This is a genomic window from Ruegeria sp. C6, assembly GCF_056537625.1.
This window is the reverse complement of the sequence record NZ_JBQFRW010000002.1, coordinates 406,294-422,609: the sequence shown is the minus strand read 5'-3', so window position 1 is coordinate 422,609 and position 16,316 is coordinate 406,294. Positions and strand designations below refer to the sequence as shown.

Sequence of the window (16,316 nt, the reverse complement as noted above, 5' to 3'; positions counted from 1 at the left end):
GCCACCGGCACGCACAAGGGGAAGAGGCTGCGCTGCGAAAAGCACCTCTGCACAAAAAATGCACGACCCTTACGCGGTGATCTGCACCTGCCTAGGCCAGACAGAACCAACACAAACAAGGAGCAGTTAAATGGGACAGTTCATCGTGCGCGGTGTACCGACATCAGTTTTACAAGATAGTTGGTGGCTGGACACCCCTGATCGAGGCACAAACCGAGCCGATGGCTTAGCGGAACCCGGCAATCGCCACGCTTTTTTGGGTTTGGTGTTTCTGGTTGCGCTCGCCGATTTTCTGTTTTTCGACCATTCTCCTGGCCTTTCAATCGCACTCTTTACGTTGGCGGTTTCCGCTGTAGTGTTTGCCTTGCTGCGCCGCCGTGGTGGACTTGTCGGGCCAACCCTTCTTTTGCTGCTTAGCATTCTTCCGGTGGTGGAATATGTTCAAGCCCTGTCCGTAGCTTTCTTGCTGGGTGGATCGACCATTGCGCTGTGTTGGGCCGTGCTGGGCAATCATGAGGTCGCTTCGGTTCGCCGGTTTCTGTCTCTGTTTCCAATATTGGCGCTCAGACACGGGATAGAGGCGGTTCAGAAAGGTCATTCGGTTTCCCGCGTTGACGGGGTTACCCTTCGTGCACTGCGCAACTGGAGTTTCCCGATCGGAGGCGCACTGATCCTTGCTTCGCTGATGGTTGCGGCCAATCCGGTCTTGTCTGATTGGATCGATCGGATTTGGCGATTTGATATGCGGTTCGACCGACTGCTATTCTGGATCGGGGCGGCAATCACGATCTGGCCCTTTCTTGCGGTCACCTTGCGGCCTGACTTGCTTACCCCCCGATTTGGCCCCGGACGCAAGCGCCCATTGCCTGCCTTTGGCCTGAATGCCCAATCCGTTGCTAATGCGCTAATGGTGTTCAACTTGCTGCTGGCGGTGCAAACTGGGATGGACATGGTCTTTCTTTGGGGCAACGCCAAGTTGCCCGAGGGGATGACCTATGCTGAATATGCTCATCGCGGGGCATACCCACTCTTGGTCACAGCTTTGCTGGCGGGCGCATTTGCCTTGGCCGCGCGACCCTATCTGAACGAGCGGCAGGGGCTGACAAGATGGATGATGCTATGGCTGGCGCAGAATGTACTGCTGGTGATCTCATCGCTGATGCGCCTGTCGCTTTACGTTGATTTCTACGGGCTGACCTATTTGCGTGTTCATGCGGCAATCTGGATGGCGCTGGTTGCTGTGGGCTTGTGTCTGACCGGTTGGCAAATTTTGCTGGGTAAATCGAACCGTTGGTTATTGCTGCGATCTGCGATCCTGGGGATTGGCGTGCTCTATGCATGCTGCTTCGTGAATTTTTCAGCCTTAATCGCCCGTTGGAATCTGGAAAATCCGATACGGTTTGATGCCTACTACGCATGTCAGCTCAATGAGATGGCGGCGGCAGAGTTGCTGAAGGACAAACGGGTACGCAATTGCGTAACCCCTCCGGTCGTCGACAATTGGAGGAATTGGGGCTTTCGCGCAGATCGGGTGATCCGTAATCTGGCCGTCGAACCCATGCCGGAGAAGGTAGATGAAAATCCTCGTCGTGGATGATGATCCACGCCTGCGAGAGCTGGTCTCGATCACGCTTGAGCGCGCGGGCTACCAAACGGTTACCGCCCGCGATGGCCAAATGGCTCTAACCCACGCGATGCGGGAAGCGCCTGATCTTGTCGTGCTGGATGTCGGCCTGCCTGAGATCGATGGGCTTGAGGTTTGTCGCCGCTTGCGGGCACGCTCGGACGTACCAATCTTGTTCCTGACCGCGCGTGATGACGAGATTGATCGCATTTTGGGCCTCGAGTTGGGAGCGGATGATTACGTGACCAAACCTTTCAGCCCCCGTGAGTTGGTTGCACGGATCAAAGCCATCCTGAAACGCAGCAAACCGGGTGCTGCAGAGCTTCTCCTGCGGCATGGCCCGGTTGAAATGGATGTGTCGGCGCATTTGGTTCGGGTCGACGGCAATGCGCTTGCCTTAACCGCAACCGAGCTGTCGATTTTGCGTCGCCTGATGCAAACGCCCGCCGCCATCGTCTCGCGACCACAATTGGTTGATGCGATTTATGGCGCAGGCAGTCCGGTCTCGGATAGGACACTGGATAGTCATTTGCGGAACTTACGACGCAAGTTGGGGGATCAGGGCTGGGCCGGTGCCATCGAAACCGTGCATGGGATCGGATTGCGGATGGGTGCATGGCCGGGCTGAGACGCAAATGGCGCCCTTCGCTGGGTTTTGTTCTTGGCGGAGGTCTCGCGGGTACGCTCGCCCTGTCTCTGCTGGGTCTGATCGCGCTGCGGTATCTTGGACCTGAGATCGGGTTTCGAAACGCTGCGGGCTTGCTGGCGATCGTGATCGGATGTGCGACCGGAGTATTCGGATACCTTATGGTTCGGCTTCTGCTCCGCCCCATAACGTCGCTGGCGACCTATTCAGGGGCCATTGAACAAGGGCAACGCGCCGAGCCGCCCGATCACTACGGCACACAAGAACTGTCGCGCCTCGCCGGTTCGGTTCTGAGCATGGCGGATACACTGCAACGGCGCGAAGCTTCGATCCGCGTCTTTGCAGATCATGTCACGCATGAGTTGAAAACCCCTGTCACCGCGATCCGTGCGGCAGGAGAGTTGTTGGCCGAGGCCGAAACGCTCTCGGAGCAGGATCACGCATTGCTGCAACAGATATTGGGCGCAAGCGATCAGATGCAAACGCAGCTCAGCGCTCTTAACACGGTTGCACAGGCACGAGTGCCGGAACACCATGGGGAGGCAAGCCTGAACGATCTTGCCGATCAGTTAAGCGCTTCGTTTCCCGAATTGGACATCAGCATAGAAGGCGGCGATCAGGCATTGAACCTTGCAGCCTCTGGCCTGAAAATTGCCCTGCAACATCTTCTGGATAATGCACGCCGTCACGGGGCATGGCAGGTGGTCCTGCACGCAGAACTCGGTCGATTGGTTGTCCAAGACGATGGTTCCGGCATATCCGACGGTAATCGGGACCGCATCTTCAACCCATTCTTCACAACCGCGCGCGAGAAGGGAGGGACCGGGATGGGCCTGACCATCGTTACAAACCTGTTGGGGGCACATGGCGGGCGGATTTTGCTGGTGCCTTCCAAGACCGGTGCGCGATTTGAGTTGGTGTTTCCGGGTGTGTGATATCACTCAATAGCCCAAACTAATTCGACCCGTGTCAATTTGCGCCGCTCAATACGATTGATCCCAAGCCAATCCTCATTTAAGGGAGGCCCTGTCAAATCAGAGTCACCCGTGGGGCCGTCATGTCCCCTTTGGGATTGGTGCCTATGTCACGGCGGCACATGCTCTTGGATCGCACGCCCCTGAAAGGCTAAAAAAAGGTAAGGGAATATGGCAGAAAAATCGAACTTCGACGTATTGTATACCATTGTAGACGAAGCGCCCGAGCTGGCGAGCGCCTCGTTCCTGCCCATTATCCGCAAGTTTGCGTCAGCAGCCGGTGTCAGCGTCGGAACCAAAGACATTTCGCTGGCCGGGCGTATTATTGCGACCTTCCCCGAAAAGCTGACAGACGAACAGCGTATTACTGATGACCTGGCTGCTTTAGGTGAGCTGGTGAAAACACCGGACGCAAATGTCATTAAACTGCCCAACATCTCGGCGTCGGTGCCCCAGCTGGTGGCTGCCATCGAAGAGCTGCAATCACAGGGTTATGACATTCCGAACTACCCCGAAGAGCCTTCGACGGACGACGAAAAAGCGATCCGTGCGCGTTATGACGCCATCAAGGGTTCGGCCGTGAACCCGGTCCTGCGCGAAGGCAACAGCGATCGCCGCGCAGCGCGCGCTGTGAAGAACTATGCCCAGAAGAACCCTCATTCGATGGGAGAGTGGAGCGCGGACAGCAAGACCAAAGTGTCTTCGATGCCGGGCAATGATTTTTACGCCAATGAGAAATCGGCAACGATCACTGCGGCGCAAGCCGGCGATGCCAAGATTGAGTTTGTGGGCAAAGATGGCAGCGTTACGGTTCTGAAAGACGCTTGGCCACTGGCCGAAGGAACTGTGGCCGACGCAACATTCATGTCGGTCAAGGCGCTGTCGTCGTTCCTGACCGAAGCCATTGAGGACACCAAGAAAGACGGCACCATGTTCTCGCTGCACATGAAGGCGACGATGATGAAGGTCAGTGACCCGATTATCTTCGGCTATGCAGTCAAGGCGTGGCTTGCCCCCGTGTTCGAAAAATTCGGTGCAGAGCTGGACGCACTGGGTGTAAACCCGAACTCGGGTCTGGGGGACCTGCTTGAGCGGGTTCAGGGCAACGCAGACATCGTCGCCGCAATCAATGCGATCAAAGGGGATCGTCCGTCGATGTATATGGTGGACTCGGACCGTGGCATCACCAACCTGCATGTCCCGTCTGATGTTATCATCGACGCCTCGATGCCCGCAGTGATCCGTGCTGGCGGCAAGGGTTGGGACGAAACCGGCGCCAAGGGCGATACCAACTGTGTGATCCCTGACCGTTGCTATGCACCGGTGTATGATGAGGCCATCAACTTCTTCAAAGCCAATGGTGCACTGAACCCAGCTACCGCAGGAGCCGTCGCCAACGTTGGATTGATGGCGCAGAAGGCCGAGGAGTACGGCTCGCACCCGACGACGTTTGAAGCGCCCGCAGATGGTACAATCCGTATCGTTCTGGCCAATGGCGAAACGCTGCATTCCCATGACGTCGAAAAGGGCGACATCTGGCGCGCCTGCACCGTCAAGAAGGCCCCGATCGAGAACTGGATCCAGCTGGCGATGGACCGTCAGCGCCTGACCGGGTCCGAGGCGATCTTTTGGCTGGATGCCAACCGCGCACATGACGCCGAGCTGATCAAGTATGTCAAACCAGCGCTTGAAGCTGCAGGCGTGGCCGACAAGTTCTTGACTATGGCCCCGCGTGAAGCAACCCGCCAGTCGCTGGAAACTATCACGGCGGGCAAGGACAGCATCGCCATCACCGGTAACGTATTGCGGGATTATCTGACCGACTTGTTCCCGATCCTCGAACTGGGGACGTCGGCCAAGATGCTATCAATCGTTAAACTGATGAATGGTGGCGGTCTGTTCGAAACCGGTGCAGGTGGTTCGGCGCCGAAACATGTTCAGCAACTGGTTGAAGAAAACCACTTGCGCTGGGACTCCATGGGTGAATTCTGTGCGCTCGGAGAATCCCTGAACTTCCTCGCTGACAGCAAGGGCAACGCCAAAGCGGGCGTCCTGGGCGCCGCTGCCGAGGCTGCCACGCAGGGAATTTTGGATAACAACAAGTCACCCAGCCGCAAAGTCGGCCAGCCGGATAACCGCGATAGCCACTACTGGTTCGCTCGTTACTGGGCCGAAGCTTTGGCGGGGCAATCCGATGATGCTGGACTTGCCGCCGAGTTTGCACCGCTCGCGAAAGAGTTGGCGGACAAAGAAGAACAGATTTTGTCCGAGTTGGCGGCAGCGCAGGGCGCACCCGCCGATCTGGGTGGATACTACCACACTGATCCGGCCAAAGCGGCTGCGGTGATGCGGCCAAGTGCAACCCTGAATGCGATCATCGGATAAGCCAGGGTTGCATAAACGCCTAAAGAGAAACCGGTCCGAAGAGGGCCGGTTTTTCGTGCCCTGAAAAAGAAAAAGGCCAGCCCCCATAGCCAGCCTCTTTCTGAGTGAGTGGCGGGGCTTACGCCTCACCGGTGCAGTTGAATTCATCCTACGCTTATCGTTCACGCTGAATATTCGGGGATTCCCGTAGACGGCCGCCTTTTATGAGCGATTAAGGATAAAAATAATCATTATGTATGTGCAAATAAGACCAAATGCTGACTGCGTCACGTCTGAGGCCTAGTCAGTTGGCTTTGCCGTTATCATTGAAGATTCTGACCCACCGACAAAAAAAGGGCCAGTCCGAAGACCGGCCCCTAAGAAAGGTCATAACGACCGAGGGATTAGTTTGATGCTGCGTTCAGCTTTTCATTTTGTTCGCGCAGCGTGTCGGAAATAATCGCGTACCATTCGCCGGATTCGCGCATCTCGATCAAACCCTTGTTCATCATCGCGATGTACTCGCGCGCGAATGGATTGGTGCGGTGTGCAAGGAAGCTCATCGAAGACAGTGTCGAGACATACGGGTTCTCAACAATATCCGCCGAGGTCAAACCCATGTCTTTCATTGTCGAGGCAAACAGATCGACTTCGAATGCAGCCACGTCTGCCGTACCGGTCAATACGGCATCGAGACATTCGCGAGCCGAATTGGGTTGGACCACGGTTGTGTTCTCGCGGTTCAGCCCTTGTTCTTCCAGCACCACCATGCTCCAGCCTGCCATGCGGCAAACGGTCGAGCCCTCAAGGTCGGAGAAATCTGTCGCCTTTGCGTATTCGCTTTCAGGCAAAGTGAAGAAACCTCCGACAATGTCATATACCGGAACAGAAGCGACAAATTGGGTACACCGGGCTTCGGTCTCTGCAGACCACTCATATGAGCGGTTGGTACAATCCGGTACAGTCCACGCGATCGAAATATCAAACGCACCCAGTGGCAACAGTGTGTCCAGATGCGAACTCCAGTCATCTACAAAGCTGACCGAGAAATCGCGGCTGTTACCAGCACGCTGAAGGCTTGTCGTCGCCAGACGGGTCATAATGCCACCGCCGCTCAGATCTTCAGTAGTGAACGGTTCCCAACCGTTGCCAGCGACCATCTTGATCGGAGGCGCGTAGACATTCGAGCGCTTGACGCTTGCAGCACGTTGTTCTTCTGCAGCGATCAGTTCTTGCGCGCTCTGACCGTTGGGCAGGCTGCCATCCTCACAGGGCAGCGCCAGTACCAGACCGGGGGTTAGCGAACCGGGATTGGTGATTGCATTGCGGTTAGCGTTAAAGATCGGCTGATAGTTTGAGGTGCCGTAGGCGGCAATGGCGATGGTCGCCAATGTGTCACCATCCTGAACCGTATAGTTGGAGCAGGCCTCTTGAGCGGCGGCTGCACCTGCGCTCAGGGCGGTGAAGGCTGATGCCGACAGTACTGCTTTCTTCAATTTCTTGTTAAACATGTCCACTTCCTCCAGACTTTGTTTCGTTGGGCCAATCAAGGCCTTAGCCATTTTCCATTTGATAGCGCAGTGCGGTAGATACGATGTCGCGCCACTCGCCTGATTGCTGCATGATCGCCAGACCCTGGTTGAGCGTCTCAAGGATCGCTTCCCCATCCGGATTATCTTTGTGGGTCATGACGTTAAGCGACTTGATTGCCGCTAGGTTGGGGTTTTCGATGATCTGATGTTCGTAGCCCAGACGCCCGATTGCTTCGACCGCCAGATGCGCTTCGATCGCGACAATATCGGCTGTGCCATCCATGACTGCGCGAAAACAATCATCGGGTGAAACGGGGCGCATCAAAGTGATTGCAGGCTCGTAAAGACCAACTGCATCCATATGCGACAGTGACCAACCTTCCGGCCTACAAATCGTTGTGCCCGCGAAATCTGCATAAGTCAGAGTCTCTTCGTAACCCGAACCGCTTTTTGCGAAGAACGTATCAACGACCTCGTAGAATGGGTTTGAGAAATTATAGGTTTCGCACCGTGAACGATCATTTTCGGACAACGTAGCGGCTTGTTCACAGTTCGGCCGCGACCAAGGGAATGTGGCGTCAAAGGCGAGAGTCGGCATCAATAGGTCCAGATGCGACGACCAGTCATTAACGAACTGAATCTTGTAGGACTGCTCGGGCGCGGCCCGCAGCATCGCGGTTTCAACCAGGTTGGTATAAAGCCCACGATTTGGCAGCGCTTCATCCGTAAACGGGGCGTAGTTACCACCCGTGATCAACAAAATCTGACGGTCACGAATTTCAGGGCTTTCGCCACCATCCGCGTTGCGGATCAATGCGGCACCTTCCGCACGCGCTGCTTCGATCTCTTTCTTGGCCGCAGCCTTGGCCGCGACTACGGCTTCTTCGCTGGTCTTTTTAGCTTCGGCCTCTGCAGCGGCCACGCGGGCTTCGGCCTCGGCAATGGCTTTTTCAGCCCGTTCCTCGGCAGCTTTGACCAGTTCCGAGGCGATTTCGGCAGCCATGCGGCCAGCTTCGGTATCCGGCAGTTGCGCCGCGCGCCCGATATCTTCAAGACAAGGGAAAGTCAGAACATCACCGACGCGAATGATATTGGGGTTCGACCCGATCGTATCCCGGTTCGCATCATAGATGACCCGGTAATCTTCCGTCGCGTAGACGGCAATTGCCAGTTCCCGCAAGCTGTCACCGGGCTGGATTTCATAAGTCGAACACGCCTCTTGCGCCGATGCTGCACCAGTTGCAGCAGCAAGAGCGAGGGTGGATATGATAAGATGGTTTCGCATTTTGTCCTGTTTCACTGCCTGTCTAAGTCTGTGCCGGTTTGACCACGGCGATTGAAATGTTGTCCTGATCCGGGTCTGCCTTTGCATGCAGTGCTTGAAGCAGCGCATCAGCAATATCGCGAGCCGGGGAATGAATATGCGTGCGCACCAGCGTTTCGATCTCGGAATTGCCGAGATATTGCAGACCATCACTGCCAAGGATCAGTACATCTGCCGCAATCAGCGCCAATGGTTGTTCCGGACAATCCACTTTTGGAATCGCAGCCCCCATGATCACCGAAGTCAGTTGGTTACGATCCGGATGGCCCTGCGCCTCTTCCGCGCTCAGTAATCCTTGTGCGAGCTGTTCGTCGATCACCGGGGCCATCGAGTGATCTTCGTTGACCTGTGACAGGGCATCATTGCGGAACAGGTAAAGTGGACTGTCACCGATCGAGATCCAGAATACGCGTTGATCCAGCATCAACATGCCCAGAAGGGTGGAGCCCAGATTGACCTCGTTTTCCTCACTATGGCTCGCCATAGCGGCGTTGGCCTGCATAGCGGCCAACGGCAGAGCGTCGAGCAGTGCGCTCTCAGCAAGGTCGGGCCCATCCAACTGGGCATCCATCGCATTGCGCCAGGCTGAAATGACCAACTGCGAAGCGACTTCACCCGCTTCATGACCACCCATACCGTCGGCAATCACGACATAACCCGCGTCTGCCGCGTCAGAGACCCGCGCAGCAATCGCGTCTTCCTGCGAGTCGCGCTGACCCTGGTCCAGGATCAGGGCAATATCATATGCAGGGGTCGCCAGCATTAATCGGCATCCCGCCAGTCAAAGCCGTCATCACAGAAAGCGGTGAAGCGGATCGAGGTTTCGCTAATCCGGATCAGATCGCCGCTGGACAAGGCTATGGTGCTGAGCACAGGCTTGCCATTCAGGCGCACCAAGTTGGCCTTGCCGCCATGGCCCAGATAGCATTTCCGGTCCTCTGGGTCATATGCGATGACGGCGTGATTGCTGCGAGAGATCCCGGTGTCGCCGAAATCCAGCTGAATAGCCTGATCGTCATTCCGACCGATCTGCATCAATCCCTCGGTCAAGGTAATCGCGGCACCCCGACCCGGTCCGGCGGTCACGACCAGCCAGCCAACCGGGAATGTCTGTTCGGCCGCTTCTGTCTTTTCAACGGGCTCAGCTGTTTCCATCAGCTCCTGAACATGCGTGTCTGCACGCTCGAAACCCAAAAACGTCGTCTTCACACGAGAACGCCGATCTTCAGCCGGTGCAGGTGCAGGTGCGACCATGGCGGGTTCCGGGGTTACATCAACAGGCTCCGGTTCCGGTGTGGGTTCTCCGACGATTTCCACCTCGCCCGCAACTTCAGATACGACTTCAGGTTCGATGGCCTCTGGTTCTTCTACGGTGACTTCGGGTTCATCGTCCTGAACCTCGTCTTCCGCAGTCAGATGAAGCGTGACAATCTGTTCATCTTCTTCGACCTCTTGAACCTCGGCCACTTCTTCTTCGGTCGCCTGATCTTCGATCTGGTCTTCCGAAAACTCGGGCATCGGTTCTTCGGGGATCAGTTCGTCTGCTTCCTCGTACCTGTCCGAGCTAACGTTTCCACCCGCAAGGGCCGCGCGCAGGGCGTTGAAATCCGCAATCGGAGCGGCGCTTTCTGTTTCGACCGCTTCCGCAACGGTTTCGGTTTCGGTTTCCACCGCATCTTCTTCTTTCGGTTTTCCGGCACCTTCTAGAAGCCGGCTCAGAGGGCTTTTGTATTTGAACATGGTGTCGTCACCTTCTTTGATTTCTGATGCGGGGTTTTACCCGCGGGACTGCTACAAACCGCTTCGCCGTAGGCGCAGGGCACTGATGAAGAGGAAACAGAGAAACATTTACGTCGCGACGGGTTGGTCCCCGACGGGGTGACGCGATGGGCGGCACCCCCAGCACACTGACCTGGCGATAGTCACATCAACTGGGCGATCACTCCTGCGTTAGTTGCATGACCGCAGTACTTTCAGCTCCGTTGCGCAGAATGCTTAGGCGCGCCTCGGGTTGGTTGTCGGAAACAAGTTGAGCAAGGATGCCGTCCAGACTCTCGGGCTCATTGATCGAGACACCAGTCTGTGTTTCGCGCAGCAGCACATCCCCCCGCTGCAAACTGCCAGCAACTTCTTCCGGAACAGATGCGACGACGGTTTGCCAACCTGCCTCGCCCGCATGAGCCACATCAAACGAATAACCGTTCAGAAGGCCAAAACTGCGGAAGGCGGGCAGGGCCAGCAATCCATTCTGCGCGCGCGTTTCGCCCAGACTGCGATAGCGCGCTGCTACACGGATATACCCGTCTGGATCGACCGAGAAATTATCTAGAACATACGATGCAAGCGTTGTGTCCGGACGAATAGGTTCACCATTCAGAGTAAAAATCGTAGCGCCCCGTTCGACCCAATCCCCGATCACCGACCTATCTTGACCGGCGTTCAATCCATTGATGGCAATGACACTCCCGGTCGAGCTGCGACGCTTGGACATCGTGAATGGAATCTCAATATCCCAGTGCCCAAATGCGACCTGGTTTTCGGCTAGATTTACCGGCGTCGCAGGTGCGATGGGTGTGATGTCTTCAACCGTAGGTTCCGTCACTTCAGGTTCCACTTCTTCAGGTTCCACCAAAGCGATTTCTTCGGGTTGCTGCTCTGACACAATGGCGGCTTCCGGCACCTCATTAGCCTGCTCGACAGGTTGTTCCTGCGCCGCTTCTGGTTCTGATGCCAAAGCGACTTCGGCCTGTTGCGGCTCTGTTGTGGCTTCGGCGATCTGCTCGACGGGTTCCGGAGCTGCTTCTGCGGGCACCGGAGTAGTCGGAGCCTCTGCAGTCACCGGAGTTGCCTCGGGCGATTGCTGATCGCCCGTCATTACGAAGTATCCACCTCCGGCCAGAGCCGCCAATACAATCGCGATACCCGCGATCATCTTGCCACTGCCGCCCGAGCCGCTTTTTACAACGGTGTCGACTGCAGCAACCGCCTCGTCCTGAGGTGCAAATTTAGCAAGAGTGTCTTCCGTTTTTTCCTCGTTCCCGAGGGCCAGATCAGAGTTCCCGGCCAGCAGCGCGGTCACGACGGCCTCCGCATTCTCGCTTTCGGCTTTGATCCGTTCTTTTTCGGCCTCTTCGTCTTTGCGATCCATGCCAACAATGACCGAAACAGGGCGATACGCGAAACTGTCGAACATCACACCGGGACCACGGAACATACGCAGCCAGTCCAATGCGGTTTGCACACGGTCAGTGGCGTGCACTTCCATTGCTTTGTCGATCGCCTCAAGGAACCCGTCAGGATAACCTTTGAATCGCCCTGTCAGCGGTTCATAAGGATCGTCTTGGCCGTTGTTGAACGCATTCAAACGTGTCTGGCCATCAATCGGTCGCTCGCCGCTGATCGCATGATACAGCGTTGCAGCCAGTACATAGAGGTCACTGCTGGGGCCCTGATCCGCGCCACGCACATAAAATTCGTGCGGCGAGTACCCGTCCTTAATCACGCGCAGCGTCAATAGCGCCGCTGACTTGTGTGCCGCCTGCTCGCGTGCTGCGCCAAAGTCGATCAGGATGGGTTCGCCATTCTCATCGATCAGGATATTGTCGGGTGAAATATCGCGATGTAGCATGCCACTTTGGTGAATGAACGACACCGCAGACAGCATTTTTTCGGTGACCTGAACGATAAAGTCCGGTCCGCTCTTGTTTTCGGGTTTTTCGACATAATCCAGCAGATCGCATCCGCGGATCAGGTCCATCGCGATATAAGCGGTGTCGTTGTCCTCAAACACCTGATGCACGTCGACGATGTTGGGATGAACCAGCCGCGCGTGGTTGCGTGCTTCCTGAATGAACAGGTCGATAATGGCGCGCAGGTCTTCTTTGTGGTCGGGGTTGGCAGGTTCGACCAGATCACCATTCCGCTGGCAGAGCGCCCCCGGATAGCATTCTTTGATGACCACATCGCGATCCAGACTATCGCGCGCGAGATAGGTGATCCCAAACCCGCCGTTGCTTAGGAACCGGAGGATTTCATACTGTCCGCGCAGCAGCTTTGCGCCTGGCTGCAATCCTTCGATCTGAGGTTCGTCGTGCGTTGCGCCGACCGCCTGGTTGTGGCTCATTTCTTCCCGCCCATTCTACTCGTTTATTGCGGCATAGATAACCAGGGCTTCAGCCCGCGAACTCACAACCAAACACAACCGCAGGACACTTAAGACGGTTAGACGTTTCAAATTTGACTTTATTGGGGCCGCCTGATGGCTTCACTATGGATCACAAAAATCGAAATCGCCTATATATTGAGTCCAGACTCTCATCCCACAATATGTTGTGTTTGCCTGATGGAAGAAATGGATTCTATACCGCCGAAATAGACGCTTGGTCCACGAATTCGAAACAATATCGCGCTGATTCCGAACGCTTCGAATCGCTGCGATGCGGCTCAATTCAAGCGGGAAAAACTTATGTGCCGGTTTTTGGGGGCGCCGACGCAACAGAGCTGCCCGCCCAAGCCAGATTGTCGCTGAGTTGTGCGAGAATGCTTATTGCATCCTTCAGCGGTGCGTCCCCGGTTTCAAACTGCAGCAACAGCAACAGGTCAGTGGCCTTTTCAAACTCGGCCGGAACCCAGTCTGCTTTGGGATCGATTTCGGTACCAGATTCTAACCTTTCGGCAAAATCCTCGACGATTTCCTGACAGCTTTGCAGGAAGGCCGCGGGTTCAATATCCGAGCTTTCACGCAGATCGTTGTAAATGCTGGCGATGGCCGCAAGCCAGTCTTCAAGGATCGGATTGTCCAGGGGGGGCAGGGCGGCCTCTAGGCTTGCCTGCACAGTATTGCCGTCGGCCTCAGCGCGATCTGTCGAAGCCGCACCAGTAAGGTTCTCCAGATAAGGCATAAACTCTTCAGCCAGATCTTTTTGGGCGGCCTCAAGATCATGGCGACGGTGATCAGAGGCTATGTGCAAAACCTGTTCTGCCAAGTTCTGCCCGCCACAGGTTTCCCACAAAGCAAAGTCGGGTTCAGGCTCTTGTTCCATGGCCCGTACCGCTACCGGGGTGCCGATGGTCACAACCGCGCGAAACAAATCGCCCTTCTCCTTGTTCAGGCGTGCGACTACCCGATCCAGAGCATCCCGCACCGGAGGCAAATCGGCATGTGTTACAGCCAACAAGCTGTTATCGCGCAGCTTTTGAGGGACCTGCGACCACAAATGGCGTTCGGTTTCACGCCAGGCGTTGGTGCCATTGGTGCACCAGATCGCACAATCCACATAGTCGAGCAAATTTAGAGTCTGTTTGTAGGTATCATCCAGTGCACCGGCACCGGGCAAATCAAACAGCGAAATCTCCTGCAGGGCAGGGGTATTCAACCCGACCGAGATGAAATCGGGTTCATCCGCCGCTGCCTTTTCCAGCGCTATACCGGAATAGACTTTGGGTTCCTTGTCCCACCAACCAACGGTTGTCTCAGGCGTATCGGCATAGGCCACGATCACCAGGGGCAATTTCAGATGCTGCGGCCCGGTGGGCAGAATGTCTGCCCCCGCCAGCATGTTGGCAAGGCTGGACTTTCCGGCTCCAAACTCCCCGGCAAAACCAATGGAAACCGCGTTCGAAAGCCGCTCGGCATGGGCCAGCGCGCGGGCGCGCATATCATCCAGCTCTGCCGATGAGTGCGCATTTTCGGTGGCGGTCAGGAAACGCTCTAGCTGGCGCACTTCCTTCTCGGTTCCGGGGAATTCAATCATTCTGCGGCCTCTGCCTGTCGAGTGTCCACGGGTGCAGTTCCGTGCACCGCCCCTAGTTCATCGCTGATGCGCCGCGCTTGGTCAACCGCACGTTGCGCTTCGGCGCGCGCGTTCGACCCATCGGGGCCTGCGCGATGTTCCAGATGCCCGGCCAGCAGCGCCATATAATGGTCAAGAACGGTTTTCATCCGTTCGATCAGGTCGCTTCTGGCGGTATCTACAAGATCGTCTCCGATCATCTCAAACTCTTGAACGATCATCCGTTCGGCGCGGTTCAACACACTGCGACGCGATATCAGTCGCGACAGCCATGTCACACGCAACTCAACCGTAATGCCACGCGTCAGCGCGCTTGTATTCGGACGGAACCAACGCACCGCGCTGGTATTCATGCGATTGTCCACGGGCTCCTGCCATCCGGGCAGGGCGCGCAAAGCAGCATTGGTCTGCATATCGATTGCGTAAAGCTCACTAAGCATACGCTGCCGCACCACCTGGGTCGCGCCCTGGACAAGCTCGCGCATCCGCTCACGCAGAGGCGTAAAGTTCAGCTCGGTATCTCCGTCTTTGGCCAGCAAAGGCGATTGCCCATCAGGGCCGCGCACAACGATCGAGACAGCCTCGGCGACGGTGTCATCCATAACGCCCCGCAAATTGGCCAATACATCGTCCATATCATTGGTGATGGCCTTGGATTTATCTTCAACTAGCGCGCGCAACTCAGAAAGCGTTTTGTTGTTTTCTTCGACATCCGCTGTGTCGGGACCATCCTTTTCTTCAATCGCACGAAGCCGCGCAGTGCTGCGCTCAAGCTCACCTTGGGCAAAACTGTTGAGGTGCTGCCACGCAATATTAAGCTGTTCTTGGCGCGGTCCTTCGGTCAGGGCTTTGGTCACATGACGGCGCAGATCGGGCAAGCCCGACGCGATCATCGCGGCAAATCGCAATACACCTTCGCGGCTGATGGGGCCGGGACCTTGTTTGATCTCTTCGACGCCGTCAAGATATTGCTTCATCTGTTCGGGATGCGCCCTCAACCACGCCAATATCTGATCATGGTCGATTCCGGTTTCATCCCCGGTCAGCGCATAATGGGCCCATTGGGCGCTGCCCATCAGAACGTCAATCTCCGAGTTGCCAAGCGCCTGTTCAAGCCCATCCAATACGTCAGTGCGCACCTTGCCGGCATCTTCGGCGCCACCACCCAATTCGTCCACGCGGTTGACGAAGACCACGATCTGACCAAGCTCTAGCGCTTGCATCAGGCGGAATAGCTTCAGATCGGCCCGCGACAACGCCTGATGCGCAGACAGCACGACGACGAAAAAGTCGGATTCCTTGAGATACTGGCGCGAGATCTCTTCACGGATCAGCAGCGGGTCATTGACACCGGGTGTGTCTGTGACTGTCACCGGATACGGAAAATGGCCAATGTCAAAATAGACCTCGGCCTTACGGGTGATGTCGCTGTAAAGGCCCCGATCTGAACCGGGGTCATACTGGTCTTCATCTGTCGGGTCATCCCCGGCACAGACATAGCGCGCCAGGTCATCCGAGGTCAGTTCATCCAGATCGTGATGCTCGCCAAGCAGGTGCTTATAGCTTTCGCCCAAGCGTAGCTTGGCGCGGGTTTTCATTGCCTCGACCTGCTCTTCGATCATCTCGCGCTTGTAGCTGTCCTCTTCATCAGGGAACATGTTGCGCAACTCTTCACCTTCGGCGATCAGGGCCTGCCATTGGCGATTGTCGAAGAAATGAAACTCGGCGCCCGACGTCCGACCGGACGGATGACCGAAATGCATGTCGGTGATCACTGTCGTCCATGGGTTCACGTCCGAGGGTAGATATTCTGCATGCCCGGTGAAACCGTTGATCAAGCGCGATTTTCCGGCCTTGATTTGACCTACGAATGCTATCGAAGGCTTGAGGTTCGACAAGTCGTCAACGATGCGCGAGATGAAGTGACGCGTTTCGTCATTGCTCGTCCCGTTCATGTCTTCTGCGATGCGAATAAGCTCGCGGCGGTTTAACTCACTCATAAGATTTACCCTGGTAACTCGTATTTTGTTTAACTTTGCAAAGTGGACACTATTTGGCAG

At 56.1% G+C, this 16,316-nt stretch carries 11 protein-coding genes; 4 read left to right on the top strand and 7 right to left on the bottom strand.

Going from position 1 to position 16,316, the window contains the following annotated elements; all coding sequences use genetic code 11:
- The first annotated feature begins 130 nt into the window (after positions 1 to 130).
- The 4 genes from ACR0MJ_RS09530 (at position 131) to ACR0MJ_RS09515 (ending at position 5,629) form a co-directional block, all read left to right on the top strand.
- The gene (locus ACR0MJ_RS09530; protein ID WP_480760806.1) at positions 131 to 1,597 is read left to right on the top strand and encodes a DUF4153 domain-containing protein; all 1,467 of its coding nucleotides are present in this window, start codon (positions 131 to 133) and stop codon (positions 1,595 to 1,597) included.
- Positions 1,575 to 2,252 (top strand): response regulator transcription factor, encoded by a 678-nt coding sequence (locus ACR0MJ_RS09525; protein WP_170393903.1) that lies wholly within the window; start codon positions 1,575 to 1,577, stop codon positions 2,250 to 2,252. The genes ACR0MJ_RS09530 and ACR0MJ_RS09525 overlap by 23 nt, the downstream gene beginning before the upstream one ends.
- Complete coding sequence (locus tag ACR0MJ_RS09520; protein WP_480760805.1) at positions 2,240 to 3,205, top strand: sensor histidine kinase; 966 nt, start codon at positions 2,240 to 2,242, stop codon at positions 3,203 to 3,205. Before ACR0MJ_RS09525 ends, ACR0MJ_RS09520 begins: the two co-directional genes overlap by 13 nt.
- Before the next feature lie 210 nt (positions 3,206 to 3,415).
- Positions 3,416 to 5,629 carry an NADP-dependent isocitrate dehydrogenase gene (locus ACR0MJ_RS09515; RefSeq protein WP_170407323.1) on the top strand — a complete coding sequence of 738 codons (2,214 nt, stop codon included), beginning with the start codon at positions 3,416 to 3,418 and terminating at the stop codon, positions 5,627 to 5,629.
- A gap of 383 nt (positions 5,630 to 6,012) precedes the next feature.
- On the opposite strand, the gene ACR0MJ_RS09510 is transcribed toward ACR0MJ_RS09515, so the two are convergent.
- The 7 genes from ACR0MJ_RS09510 to ACR0MJ_RS09480 form a co-directional block, all read right to left on the bottom strand.
- Positions 6,013 to 7,119, bottom strand: coding sequence for a transporter substrate-binding domain-containing protein (locus ACR0MJ_RS09510; protein WP_170393909.1), 1,107 nt, complete (start codon positions 7,117 to 7,119; stop codon positions 6,013 to 6,015).
- Between the two features lie 43 nt (positions 7,120 to 7,162).
- A complete protein-coding gene (locus ACR0MJ_RS09505; RefSeq protein ID WP_480760804.1) occupies positions 7,163 to 8,425 on the bottom strand; it encodes a peptidoglycan-binding protein LysM in 1,263 nt (420 codons plus the stop codon).
- 22 nt (positions 8,426 to 8,447) lie between these two features.
- Positions 8,448 to 9,227 (bottom strand): PP2C family protein-serine/threonine phosphatase, encoded by a 780-nt coding sequence (locus ACR0MJ_RS09500; protein WP_480760803.1) that lies wholly within the window; start codon positions 9,225 to 9,227, stop codon positions 8,448 to 8,450.
- Positions 9,227 to 10,204 carry an FHA domain-containing protein gene (locus tag ACR0MJ_RS09495; RefSeq protein WP_480760802.1) on the bottom strand — a complete coding sequence of 326 codons (978 nt, stop codon included), beginning with the start codon at positions 10,202 to 10,204 and terminating at the stop codon, positions 9,227 to 9,229. The genes ACR0MJ_RS09500 and ACR0MJ_RS09495 overlap by 1 nt, the downstream gene beginning before the upstream one ends.
- Before the next feature lie 199 nt (positions 10,205 to 10,403).
- Positions 10,404 to 12,587 carry a serine/threonine protein kinase gene (locus tag ACR0MJ_RS09490; RefSeq protein WP_170818333.1) on the bottom strand — a complete coding sequence of 728 codons (2,184 nt, stop codon included), beginning with the start codon at positions 12,585 to 12,587 and terminating at the stop codon, positions 10,404 to 10,406.
- 340 nt (positions 12,588 to 12,927) lie between these two features.
- Positions 12,928 to 14,217, bottom strand: coding sequence for a dynamin family protein (locus ACR0MJ_RS09485; RefSeq protein ID WP_480760801.1), 1,290 nt, complete (start codon positions 14,215 to 14,217; stop codon positions 12,928 to 12,930).
- On the bottom strand, positions 14,214 to 16,256 hold the full coding sequence (locus ACR0MJ_RS09480; protein ID WP_480760800.1) for a dynamin family protein: 2,043 nt from the start codon (positions 16,254 to 16,256) through the stop codon (positions 14,214 to 14,216). The genes ACR0MJ_RS09485 and ACR0MJ_RS09480 overlap by 4 nt, the downstream gene beginning before the upstream one ends.
- Positions 16,257 to 16,316 lie beyond the last annotated feature (60 nt).